Origin of the sequence: Janthinobacterium svalbardense (genome assembly GCF_002327145.1) — a bacterium.
In the GTDB taxonomy this organism is placed as follows: Bacteria; Pseudomonadota; Gammaproteobacteria; order Burkholderiales; family Burkholderiaceae_D; genus Janthinobacterium; species Janthinobacterium tructae.
On sequence record NZ_CP023422.1, the window covers coordinates 4,181,224 to 4,193,399 of the forward strand.

The 12,176-nt window shown below is 52.9% G+C and carries 13 protein-coding genes; 10 read left to right on the forward strand and 3 right to left on the reverse strand.

Features of this window, described 5'->3' with window-relative positions; all coding sequences use genetic code 11:
• The first annotated feature begins 407 nt into the window (after positions 1-407).
• The 9 genes from CNX70_RS18440 (at position 408) to CNX70_RS28320 (ending at position 8,313) form a co-directional block, all read left to right on the forward strand.
• Positions 408-1,853, forward strand: coding sequence for an AAA family ATPase (locus tag CNX70_RS18440; protein WP_096235960.1), 1,446 nt, complete (start codon positions 408-410; stop codon positions 1,851-1,853).
• A 44-nt stretch (positions 1,854-1,897) separates the two neighbouring features.
• Complete coding sequence (locus CNX70_RS18445; RefSeq protein WP_096235962.1) at positions 1,898-2,713, forward strand: AAA family ATPase; 816 nt, start codon at positions 1,898-1,900, stop codon at positions 2,711-2,713.
• A 67-nt stretch (positions 2,714-2,780) separates the two neighbouring features.
• Positions 2,781-3,089 (forward strand): type I restriction enzyme subunit R domain-containing protein, encoded by a 309-nt coding sequence (locus CNX70_RS18450; protein WP_208624442.1) that lies wholly within the window; start codon positions 2,781-2,783, stop codon positions 3,087-3,089.
• Between the two features lie 76 nt (positions 3,090-3,165).
• A complete protein-coding gene (locus CNX70_RS18455; RefSeq protein ID WP_096235964.1) occupies positions 3,166-4,653 on the forward strand; it encodes a DUF8370 family protein in 1,488 nt (495 codons plus the stop codon).
• 701 nt (positions 4,654-5,354) lie between these two features.
• Entirely contained in the window at positions 5,355-5,753 is a 399-nt protein-coding gene (locus CNX70_RS18460) for a hypothetical protein (RefSeq protein WP_096235966.1), read from the forward strand.
• Positions 5,754-6,240: 487 nt separating this feature from the next.
• Positions 6,241-6,603, forward strand: coding sequence for a cupin domain-containing protein (locus tag CNX70_RS18470; RefSeq protein ID WP_157751131.1), 363 nt, complete (start codon positions 6,241-6,243; stop codon positions 6,601-6,603).
• Between the two features lie 112 nt (positions 6,604-6,715).
• A complete protein-coding gene (locus tag CNX70_RS28315; protein WP_157751133.1) occupies positions 6,716-7,120 on the forward strand; it encodes a hypothetical protein in 405 nt (134 codons plus the stop codon).
• A 193-nt stretch (positions 7,121-7,313) separates the two neighbouring features.
• On the forward strand, positions 7,314-7,709 hold the full coding sequence (locus tag CNX70_RS18475) for a VOC family protein (protein ID WP_096238539.1): 396 nt from the start codon (positions 7,314-7,316) through the stop codon (positions 7,707-7,709).
• Between the two features lie 181 nt (positions 7,710-7,890).
• Positions 7,891-8,313, forward strand: coding sequence for a hypothetical protein (locus tag CNX70_RS28320; RefSeq protein ID WP_157751135.1), 423 nt, complete (start codon positions 7,891-7,893; stop codon positions 8,311-8,313).
• A gap of 216 nt (positions 8,314-8,529) precedes the next feature.
• Here the strand turns inward: CNX70_RS28320 and CNX70_RS18485 are convergent, their stop codons facing one another.
• A complete protein-coding gene (locus CNX70_RS18485) occupies positions 8,530-9,045 on the reverse strand; it encodes a glycine zipper 2TM domain-containing protein (protein WP_096235974.1) in 516 nt (171 codons plus the stop codon).
• Positions 9,046-9,082: 37 nt separating this feature from the next.
• Positions 9,083-9,610 carry a glycine zipper 2TM domain-containing protein gene (locus tag CNX70_RS18490; RefSeq protein ID WP_096235976.1) on the reverse strand — a complete coding sequence of 176 codons (528 nt, stop codon included), beginning with the start codon at positions 9,608-9,610 and terminating at the stop codon, positions 9,083-9,085.
• Positions 9,611-9,807: 197 nt separating this feature from the next.
• Here CNX70_RS18490 and CNX70_RS18495 point away from each other — a divergent pair, with 197 nt between their 5' ends.
• On the forward strand, positions 9,808-10,389 hold the full coding sequence (locus tag CNX70_RS18495) for a DUF4337 domain-containing protein (RefSeq protein ID WP_244198856.1): 582 nt from the start codon (positions 9,808-9,810) through the stop codon (positions 10,387-10,389).
• Between the two features lie 360 nt (positions 10,390-10,749).
• Here the strand turns inward: CNX70_RS18495 and CNX70_RS18500 are convergent, their stop codons facing one another.
• A complete protein-coding gene (locus CNX70_RS18500; protein ID WP_244198857.1) occupies positions 10,750-12,144 on the reverse strand; it encodes a hypothetical protein in 1,395 nt (464 codons plus the stop codon).
• Between the last annotated feature and the right edge of the window lie 32 nt (positions 12,145-12,176).

Genomic DNA, 12,176 nt, shown 5'->3' on the forward strand with positions numbered 1-12,176 from the left:
CAAGCTACCCGCAGCAGCGGTATTCAGCGAATGGCTGGTTGGCATCGGCGCTAGAAGCCTCGGAGCGTTACGGCGCCTGCCACGAAACTTGCGGTCGTCGCCGCCGGAATCGCCTAGGCTACGAATTCAGTGCCTGAGGTGGTTATTTGTGAAGTTTTGCTTGAGAGCAATGTGCTATTGTTGTGTGCTTACGCGAGGGCACTCCTCATAGCTGAGGCGCTCCTGCGGTCACTGACCTCAATGTTCAAGGACCGCTGGGTAGCCTTGCACCGCTCCGGGTCACTCAGATTGTTGAGGTGCTTAACCAAATACGTGAACGGGCTGTCGCATAGCTTGCTAGGTGACGGCGCTCGCATATGTCGTTATTGTTGCGGCCACAACAATGAACCGGACTAATCGGAGGGGCAGTGCTCGAAAAAATCATTAGCATCGACAACATCGGTGTCATCAAAAGCGGTGTCCCTCGTCCGCTCGCTCTAGAGAAAGTCACACTTGTCTACGCAGATAATGCACGGGGCAAATCAACCTTAGCGGCCTTGCTGAATGCGTGTGCGTCAGCGAACGCACCTGAGCTCGTCAGACGCAAGACGGTTGGCGTTCAAAAAGACCAGAAAATCCTGTTGCGATTTAAGGCGCCTGCAGGTGATTTTAATGCCCAATTTGATGGCAAAGTGTGGGCCGGCCAGCAGCCGAACCTGCACGTCTTCAACCAGGATTTCGTTGAACGGAATGTTTACGCAAGCGCCGGTGTGACTCCCGAGCAGCGTGCTTCGCTGCTTGAGCTGGCTATTGGTGATGCTGCGGTTGCCGCACAAGCCGAGTTCTCCAAGCTAAGCGAACTACAGCGGATTAAAGCGGGCGAAGTCCGGGAGGCTGAGGGGGCTCTGACCGGCTTCTGCGGTACCCTGCCTGTAGGCCTTTTCATTGCGCTAGCTGAGACGCCCAACGCTGCTGCCGAAATCCAGGTCTTGGAGAAACAAATCGCGGATGCCGAAGGAATGGCAGCCATCCTCGCTAAGCCTGACTTTAAGAAATTGACTGCACCGACGTTCGACCTGGCGCAGTTCAAAGGAATCGCGAGCAGCGAGTTGGAACAATTGCAAGACGGTGCCGATGCGTTGGTGAAGAAGCACTTAGAAGCTCATCTAGGCGCGGCGACAGAGCGCTGGGTCTCCACTGGGTTGCATCACAAACCTGAGCCAGAGTGTCCGTTCTGTGGCCAAAATACTGATGGACTTGAACTCATCCAAGCTTACAGGACCTATTTCAATCAGGCTTACAAGGGGCATTTGGCGCAAGTCGAATACATGAAAGACCTGGTGAATCAAGGTGTTTCTGTAGCCTCTATCTCAAGCTGGGGAGGCATTCTGGCCTTCAATGAAGGCGCGATGGGCAACTGGGTCGGTATTATAGAGTTTGCACTTCCGACCGTCGACATCGATGCGGCGGAGAAGGTCATCCAAGGGGTTCAGCAGTCTCTGGTTGAGATTGCCGAGTATAAAAAGGCGTTTCCGCTCGAAGCCATCAAAGGCAGCCTCGTTGCCGAGATTGAGGCTAAACTCGCCACCGTCATCGAAATGGCGGAAACCTTCAACGCTGAAATCGATGCTGTTAACCAGAAGATTGGCTCTTACAAGAAGACAGTATCCGCTATCGACGTGCAGGCGCTGGCAACTAAGCAGACGACGATGAAGCTTCAGATGGTTCGCCATGACCCGAAGGTGAAGGTTCTGGTGGAGGCGGTGATAACTGCACGAAACGAATATAAGAATACGGAGAAGGCTAAGAACGATGCCAAGGCCAACCTCAATGGCTTGATGGTTAATTTGCTTATAACCTTCCAGGGGCTATAAACAATTGGTTGATTCGTTTTGGCGTGCCGTTCAGCATAGAGAAAATGACGACGTCTTATGCGGGTGGAGACCCTCGCGGTCACTATGTAATCAACGTGCGTGGGGCAAAGGTCAACGTCGGTCCCGGCGCAGACGGCGAGATTTCTTTCCATGCGGCGCTGAGTGAAGGTGACAAGCGCACCTTGGCGTTTGCATTCTTCCTGGCCAAGCTCTTTGCTGACCCGAACCGTGCCCATGCTGCCGTGGTGCTTGACGACGTATTCACCAGCTTGGACCACCACCGCCGACACAACACCGCAGAGGCAGCAATCAAGATGGCCCAGGAGTGCGCCCAAGTCATCGTTTTAGGGCATGATGCTCACTTCTTGCGAGACCTGCGCAAGCGAGTGAAGCGCAAGAACGTAGGGGAGACCTTGGAGCTTTGTCTGCATCGCGACGCCGAGAACTACAGCTTGCTTGCGGAATTTGACCTAGACGAATTTTGCGCTTCGGACTACTACAAAAACTATCTCTTGACGGAGAGGTTTCTTGCCGGAGAAGTGCCGCCGGAGAATCTTCTGGATGTAGCTAAGGCGCTTCGTCCGCTGATTGAAGGGCACATGCACAAGTCATTCCCTAAGCGCTTTAAGGACGGGCAGACGGTTGGACAAATGCTTGACTTGGTGAGAAACGCCACCAGCCCCAATCCATTGGTGTCTTTGCAACCGCTGCATGAGGACCTTTGCGACTTCAATGACTTTGCTGCTTCCTACCACCACGACACATCTGGGGGCCATCCGCGTGCAGATATCAATGATGCCGAGTTGCGGCAGTACGCGCTGGCCGCCTTGAGCTTCATCCAATCTCGTAAGCTCCGATAGCCGAAAAGCCGCTGTTCGGTACAAACTTGCTTTCGACAAGTACATTAAAGAACGTGGTTACACGGACTTGCAGGCGCTCGTGGCGTATTCGGGCAAGATGTCCGATGAAGAGTCCGGCCCAGGCGAATTTACTGAAGCTAACATGAACCTAGGCATTGGCGGTCGGGAGCCTTCCGAAGCGTTCAAAGAGGACCAGTACCGCGTCCCCCTCGTGGCGAACAAGTATCAAACCGGCTTCGACCAGCCCCTGCTTCACACGATGTACGTGGACAAGCGCCTGTCGGGTGGCCGAATATTCGCTGCCATGCAGGCCATGCAGGCCATGAGAGCCTCTGCGGTCGACAAGGTCTTCCAGGCGAATCGGGCGGGGCCATGAGTGGCACCCGGCCTCTGGAGCCGGCGCTGCTTAGCCCTACCTTGCTGCTGTCTGTGCGTAATTCTTTGGAGCCAAAATGATTGGTCGTGAATACATTCCTCAAGTTTACTTTTCTGACGTTTTCCAAGTGAGCGCAGAGACTGTCGATGCGTACGGGGCGTTTGACGTGGCGTTAGTCAACGACCTCCCGCTGTTCGTGGACCCGTTTCTTCTCTTTGACAGTGAGGATGACAAGTACAAGGAACTGCACAGCTCAATCATTCGATACCTGGTTTTTCTTCGGGACCGGGCTTGCGCAGATGACTTGACGGAGGGCAACATCACCCATTGGCTTTTGTTCAAAGAGGTGAAGCAGAACTGGTTGGGGTTCAGCAAGGCAGGCAACCGAGGCACTGGCCTCGGCCGAACTTTTGCGAACGCGTTGGCTCGAAATTTGAGGTCCGTGTTCAAGAATTTCGGAACGGAAACCCTGACGTCGAGTAGCCACATTGAAAAGCTCAGCCTTCTCAACGGAGGCGTCGGCCGTGACCATCTCAGCGATTTCACAACGAACCTAATTTTTGGTTTTCTCCTCGACTACACCGAGAAGTTCGCCAAGACACATCTGCGACCCGACCAGTACCGCCGCTTCAGGCTCGACAAAGTGGTCTTTGACTACGACACCCGGCGCTGGAAATCTGCGTACTTTGACCTGCCGTTCTTCGAAGGAGATTTCGTACTGCTAACGCCCAAAGACATGCTCACCCGGGACGAGTCGTGGATTAACCAAGGCGATTTGATTCACCAGTTCACCCAAATCCGGAAGTCGCTTCCAGATTCATTTCTCCGCAGTCAAGTCGATGAGCACTTCTACTCACAAATAGACAACTTTTCTAGTGCTGAAGAGCGGAAGGAGGCGGTCTTACGTACCGTCGAAAAATACCCTGATGTACTCGACTACTACATCTTGAATAAAGAGGAGAACGCGCCTGCGGCACATGCATTGAGCGACCTGAAGGTGAACGAGACTCATGTTCAGTTTGTCGAGAACGTCAAGGAACTCATTGGCGACCACCTGTCCAAAACCGCTTTCTACGAAGTAGGCGACTCATACGATGAGTGTCATCAGCGCATTGCGTACCTCAAACATGTGATTGAAGACAATGACGGGTATCGTCTGTTTTACCTCAAGGGTGTCCCGATGAAGCGCGAGTCGGACCTCCAAACCTTGTTCCGATTGACTTGGTTCAGAACGACGTACGACGTCAATAGCGAGGTGAACAACGGCCGCGGTCCGGTGGACTACAAGGTATCTCGGGGCCGGAAAGACGCCTGCCTAGTTGAGTTCAAGCTGGCAAGCAACTCAGGCTTGAAGCGAAATCTCGCCCATCAAGTGAATGTTTACGCCAAGGCCAATGAAACCAGTAAGGCAATCAAGGTCATCCTGTATTTCTCTGACGCAGAGCGTGAGAAAGTGCTGAAGGTACTCAAAGAACTTTGCCTAGAAAAGTGCCCCGATGTGGTTTTAATCGATGCAAGCCCCGAAACCAAGGCGTCTGGCTCGAAGGCTACGAGCTCGGATTGAGTTGCGAGCTACATTAAGAGTGTCCCTCTTGTGCGACGTCAGGCTGATACCGATGCGAGAGCCCCTGCAACGCTTAGAACTATCACGAGCGCCGTAGAATTTCGCCTTCAACAGGGAGGCGATGGTATACCAGCCAGATGTCACGTAGCAGAATTCAAGCGACAGCACTGCGAATTGAACGGTTCACAACGGCCATTGAGTCATCCCGGGTATGGGTCGCATGCAGGTTTTTCAACTGGTTCCGAACATGCAAGTTCACAATCGCAGCAGACCACCGATACCCCCCCGGAAGGACTCAAACCTAGCAATTCCGGCCTTGGGTATCATTCCCAGCAGTGATACATCTCATTACAAATGATGATTGGCGAGATATGGCGCAGTGCAGCATAATGCACCTGTCTCCTCCAGTTCCTCCAAGAATTGGATTCAACCCGCCCCAGTTGGCGGGTTTTTTTTAGCCAAAAATTTCAGCTTCGGGGCGGATGCCGGTGGCCAGCAGGAGGCCGGGGGGGCGTGGCGTCGGGCTGCGTTCAGTAGCCAAGCGGGACAGTGACTTACTGTGATGCAACGTACTGGATGCGGCAACTGCACTGGACGTTCCGAAAGAGATGCCCCTGGGAATTGAAAAGTCGGCTCAGCCGTATCCGAAGTGCTAGACTGGACTGAGCAAGCAATTCCGTTTTGCATACGGAGATGAAGCTATGGCTGTCTGGCAGTTCGACCTTCACCTGATACCGGTCAACATGCGCGCGCGTGATGCAAGCAACGAAGGTTGGGGAACGCCTGCACTGTCGCAAAAGCAGGTGCGCACTCTACAGGAGACGTTGGCGCATTATTTTGGGCCTCCTTGGTTGATGCTAGAGGACTGGTTAGTGTTTGGCCCTGAAAATGGTAACCGGGCCGACATTGAGTTCGACGATGTTGGCGCCAGTATGTTTGTGCGGTGTGATGTGCGTATAGAAGCACCGCAGTTTCTTGTACTTGTGGCCGAACTGGCGCGTTCAAACGGATGCCGATTCCTTCGCCCGGCAACCGCAGAATTAATTGAACCTGAATTGCATCAACTTCTTCAAGCTATGGCTCGTGCTCGTCTAAGTTAGCAGTAACTGAAAGGTACTGATGCACGACGATTTTGAAACGTTTGGCGTACCTGCCGAAAATATTACGGCCGCTCAGAAGTGGGCAAATCTGCACGGCAAAAGGTACGAGTACATACCCAAGTTCCTACAAGAAAAGAAGTTCTTACGTTACCCATTCAGTTATTATCACCTTTACTCATCGGTTGGATGGTGCATAGCCCTATCGAAATTGTTCCTAGTCGCATTCAAGTCGAACAGGTAATTGCGCTCTTACGACAACGTGCGGACGCAGAGGGGCTGAAAAATCTGCTCGATATGTGTCGACACTACGCGAACAATGAGTGAGCCTGTGAATAGCCACGATTCCACTAGACCCCGCTGAACTGCTCACAAGCTTTTACCGAGCGTCGGATGCAAACGGCAAGCAAAGAGTGCGTTGAGGTGGAATATGCTAACGACGCCAGCCGGCCAAGAGCTGTCGTTCACATACCTATGACATGGAGCTATATTGATTCATCATCGAAAACTGCCTAACTACTCGACGTTGTTGCCCGGACGATTACCGCCTGATGACGTTGGCTTAAAATCAAGCCAGTTTCAGATTTGGTATAACAATACCAACGAGAGTTGGGTCGGTGACGGTGAACGACTTCATTTTCATACATCCAGTGATGAATGTTTTATTGTGCTCAAAGGAGCTATAGAGGTCGAGGTGGAAGGGGTACGCACAATTATCAAAGAAAGAGAATTTTGCTTTTTTCCCGTCGGCGTTTTTCACACAGTGACGAAAGTATTTCCTCCAGTTGAGACCTTAATGCTGCATGCCCCCTCGGTCGAAGACAAGATATATCAGGAGGAAAAGCCGCTTTAATTTTATTTAAAATTAATCAACTTCTGCTGTGGGGCTTAAGCCACCAACGACAGCAGCTGGCCAGAAGCAGACGGAGCCAAACACTGCCAGTAATTAATTTTCGGAGATTCTTATGTCGTATGACTTAACGGTATATCTAAAACGAAGCGATATGCCGGCGCCTAGTGTATGGAGAGAAGCGATAACCGATGCAGGTTTTTCGGTTATTTTGGACGATGATTTTGATGTTTTTTCTTTCACTGGTTTTCTTCCTTGCCCCGTCAATGGAGAGCTAGCGGGGTTTGAATATTACGTTGCTCCGACCTCTTCGGAGGATATAGCCGAACTTGGATTGGCACCTGAACTGGGCTTCTCTGTTCAGTTTGTCATCGGTTCTCGACCGCTGGAATTGACTGCTGCACTTGCCGCTTCAAGCGTGCTCGCATCGATATCCGGCGGTGTTCTTGTTGACCCGCAAGAGGGCGAAGTTATAGGTGCAAACGACGCCATAAATTGGGCAAACGTTCAGCTAGGGTGAGTCAGCCGTAATCGGCCAGGAGCGGTCACTCGTGTTTTTGTGATAATGTATGAGTTTTTCGTTTTGATAGTTTTCTATCCTCTATGGCTGCTGTTTGCAGCCAGCACTGAACTGTTGATAACATCTGAAAATCTCATGAAAATTCACCAACCCGATACTTTCGTTTTACTTAACCTAATGCAAAGGTGAGTTGATGCAATTATCCAATTATCTTTTCTTTACTACGACTTGCGAACAAGCACTGGCGTTTTACACTCAGTGCGGGCTAGGAAAAATAACCGATGTATCGCGATTTGGCGTTGATGGTATGCCGGTCCGTAATGAATCCATGCGAGGGAAAGTCATGCATGCAAGATTTGAGGGTCCAGGTGTTTTGTTCTTCGCTTCTGACAATGATGATGCGGAGCCAATGCGAGGGTCTGCACATATTTTGCAGATGAATGACCGGCAGTTAACGAAACAGATTTTTGACAAGTTGGCGGATAGAGGTGTGGTCACTACACCTCTAGATATACAGATTTGGGGTGATTACTTCGGTAAATTGACCGACCAGTTTGGTGTGCAGTGGATGCTGAACTGTTCGCCCTGAATTACTCTTACTGAGAGTGACCAGGTCTGATGTCAGGAAGCGGCCAAGAGCAGCCATTCGCGTTGACGTGACAATGCGTGGCTTTTCTCGCTCGGCATTTCGCTATGCTCATGGGCCGCTAGCGGCCAAAAGCGATTCACGCGACTTTATTAATTACCATCAGTCAGGTTTGGGGCCATTCATGATTCAAGTAGAAGTTCTCGACGAAAGCGTTTCATGGCCATTCACAATTCCTCCCGGCCGAAGCAATAACGAAGGGGTTCCTCCGCGTGTGGCCGAATTCAGTGTAAATACCAAGTCTTGGCATTTAATCGGGTGGAATGACTGTAGTTCGAACTCAATTGGAATAGCCAGAAAAAACCAAGTAATTTCAATTGACGCTGAAAACGTAGAGGCCTTATCGGTCTGCTTCATGCGCAGAGAAAAGGGTCCCGGCTTTGTTTCATTTGAGGTAAAGATGCTGGAAAATCGACGCCCTGTGGTCTTCTTCGTTGCGGACCATTTTAATGAGGATGCGTTACTCTGGCTTCAGAGCAATACCGATAGACTTGCGGCCTTATTTGGTATGCCGATTACAATCAACGACTGTGGCTTGGACTACTAGCTATCAGTCCAATCGCGAAGTTCGGCTTTGGGGCGCAAGCTGCCAATAGCTACAATTGGTCGCGGATTCAATCAGGTAGACCAACGCCGCCTGGACAGGCTGAGCATGGACAGGGTAAATCACAGGGGCACCAAAAGCTAACCGTCTCAGGTAGCGACCTCGAGACAGATATGTGAAGTGCTCGCCGCCTAGTAGAAAGTTGACGAGCCACCTGGATTAATCTTCGTCTTCATGGTGGTGGCGGTGCTCATCTCGGTCATGGCGCCGCTCATGCCAACCGTCGTGGTCCCAGTGCTCCCGACGTTCGCGTTCGCCAGGCCGAACGTAGTAGTACTCCGCGCGCGGTACGTACACCGGTTGCTCCTCAACCCATACCTGGGCTGGTTCGCGATAGACTGGTACTTGAACACGTTCAATGACGGTGCGGCAGCGTTGCACACTCTGGGTGTAGTAGCTTGGCTGGGACGACATACGCTCACCGACCATTGCGCCTGTTATCGCGCCAACGGCGGTGGCTGCGGTGCGGCCGTTTCCATGGCCGACCTGGTTGCCGAGCAAACCTCCAGCAATGCCTCCAATGATTGTGCCGCCGGCGTCGTAGCCACGCTGCTGCACTTGAACTTGTTCGTTCCAGCACTCTTGGCGAGGACGTTCAACTGTCCGATATTCGGTTGCGAAGGCCGCCATCGGTAGAGCGAGGGCTAAAAGTGCCAAGCTGGATTTGGTTTTCATGATGCTTCCTCACATTCTTTCTGACGTCGGTCCGGCGTTATTGCTGGCCGACGAACTGGTTACGCTTGGCGATTTCGTTGCCCACATAGCCGCCGCCAACGGCGCCGGCTATTGCTGCCAAGGTGCGGCCGTTGCCGCCACCAACATGACTACCGACCAAGCCGCCGACCAGGGCACCAATGCCTATGCCAAGCGGGCTGTTCTGGGCGACAGGAGCTGGCTGCTGATATGCCGTAGTCTGCCGATAATCGCGAGATTGGTCAGCTTGAGCTAACTGGGCGTGGTCGCTGTCACGGGTGGACTGGTGACGACGGGGATACTCATGGTGCACGACGGTTTTGTATCGCACAATTTCCCGCACGACCGGGGCGGGTACGGACTGCTGTGCCAGCGGGGCACTACTACTGCTCATTTGTTCTGCGGTCGGACTAGTGACGGCTGCGCTATGAGAGTTTGGCAAAATCCCTGCAATCGCGGCGGCACCGACCAGGCTGACCAGAGTAAGCGAGACAGCGGCGGCGGCCATCAGTGGATGAATGCGATTCGACGTGGTGGTAGTTTCCATTTTTGTTCTCCGGTATGGCGCTGACGTCGCGCTTATAGAGCATTAACGGATGAAGCCGCGAACGGGATGTATGGGAGATGTTTCTGGGGTAAGCATACGTAACAAAAACAATGTCAAATTATGGTCAAATGCGCAGCGGCCGGATGGAAATTGCACGCTGAGACCCAGGTTCGCGGGATGTGCCGCACGTATGGTCCATGTCGACGCTGCCGTTTACAATGCTGGCTTTTTCAATGAAGAGGCAAGCGATGGCGGAAGAAATCAAGGCACCCTGGCTCAATACGATGGCGCTTGCGACGGTAATCCTTGCAGTGTGCGCGACCTTGTCTACCTTTAAAGGTGGCGGGTATTCCACCCAAAGCGTGATAAGCCAGGCTCTGGCCTCGGACCAGTGGTCGTTTTACCAGGCGAAAAGCACCAAGCAGCATCTGTATGAATTGCAAGCAGAACAACTAAAATTGCAGGCCATGGCGCTGTCAAAGGGAAATCCTGCGAGTGCCGCCTATGCTGAAAAAGAGGCTGAGTACCGTGCTGCCATCGGTCGCTATGCTAGCGAGAAACAGGGCATTCAAACGCACGCACACGAGCTTGAACAGCAGCGCGATGCCGCCAAGCAACACGGCAAGCCATTTGGTATCGCAGTGATATTCCTTCAGGTATCGATTCTGCTTAACTCCATAGCGGGGCTGATGAAGGCTCGGCGTATTTGGTGGGCTTCCATTCCGGTAGGTATTGCAGGCGTAGCGTGTTTTGCTGACGGTTTCCTGATGCTTGTATAAAGTAAGGGCGATGCATGTACGGCTGGGCCCGGCTCATCCCTGTTATTAGGATTGTGGGAGCGGTGGTTTTGTCCGTCTGGGCAAAAGGCCTTATCGTTTAGAAATGTAAGGTGCCACTGGACCCGTAAATGGACCATCCAGTGGTCACGGAAATTCGCGAAGCAGTCGAGACGATAGCACGCGGCCATGGGCCAAAGGTTGTTGACCTCCATGTCTGGCAGGTTGGGAAAGGCTCGTACTCATGTGCACTGAGCATCGTCACAAGCGACCCGACATTGCTTCCGCGGAGGCTACGCGAACAAATAACCATCCACGAAGAAGTCGTTCAAACTACCATCGGGGTACATCATCAATGAAATTTCACGAACAGTTTCCAATGCAGCAGTTAAGGGACTCGCTCGACTTCGACCCAAGCGCATCAAGTTCGGCTTTGGCACACTCGTCAGCCAAGCTGTAGACTGGCGCGAATCCACCACCTGGTGTGCGGAAGTTCGTAGTCTGGCCTTGATACACGCGTGCAGCAGTCCACTGCACGCTGCCATGGTAGACGTAGCAGCGCAGCTCAAATTTGAGTGATTCTGGGTTGGCCGACGTACCATTGATGCGTTCGCCAGGTGGGACGAGCATCTGCGCAATGTAGTTCCCAGCAAGGATATCCCCCCAGACGCGCTTCGTAAGTTTTTCACCTCTGTAAGCAGCCTTACCTCCATAGCCCGCTGTCGGCTTGAAGAATAGTTTTCTGCGGTTCGCCCAGAGTTGGTCCGCATTGTCTGCCGTGACCAGCTCAGTCGGCGGGACACTTTCAAGAAGGACTTGCCGAACTTCGCTAGCGACGCCGAGTTCCACGAGCTTAGCTTCATTTGACAGCAGCACCAGATTGCCCTTGTTCGCGTACAGAGCATGCGCCTGGGGATGAGGGGTAAGGACAACCGCCTGCTCGCGATAAGCATCGCGAAGGGGCTGGTTCACTGCTGCTTCAAGCATGAAGTCGGTAAGCCGGTTGTACACCAAGTCGATTGCCACACCTTGGCAACGCAACACACCACCTTGGAACGTTAGCTCGCCTGGTGCCGCGATAACGGCCTGCACGCCATGCCGTTCGAACAGACGCTGAAAAAGGAGGAACTCCGGATACAGGTACTGCTGCTCGGGAGCGTCGTCCACGATGGCGATTGTACGGAGCGGGCGCTGATGCATCGAGGTGCCCCACTCAGCTTCGAACATCTTAAAGATACTATCCTCTAGCGCGGCGCCGGATGCGATGGCTGCGGCTAGGGCCGGAGCGCTCAAGCAACAGGACCGATGTGCCTTGGCCGTAACAGCGTTAAGCATCGCACCACCGGCGTTGGTGTTAATCTCGATAAGCGCTAAGACACCACCGTTTAAATGGAAATCGTAGCCGAAAAACACACCCTTTGCACCGCCCGGGTCCTGCCTCGCGATTTCGGGGGCATCTGCCAGCACCTTGGCCCGGTAGGCTGGCATGCTGATGACCGACTCAAGGGCTTCAATGACTCGTGCGATGCGAGCGGACTGGCTATCTGAGACAAACACAGGCCTGGAAGAAAAGAGATACGGACACCGGGATTCGACGAGTTCGAACAGTTCGGGGGAATCCAGGTCATCCGACAGTGCCTGACGAAGGGCATCCCTATCCAGGCTGCTGCAGAAGCACCCAGAATTGAGCATCTCCGCGGGCAGTAAAGCGCCGGTGGCCATGGTCTCGCCGGCGAGTTCGAATTTGAGCGCTTCCAATACTTCCTCCTATCTCTCGGCGGAGTGCATGC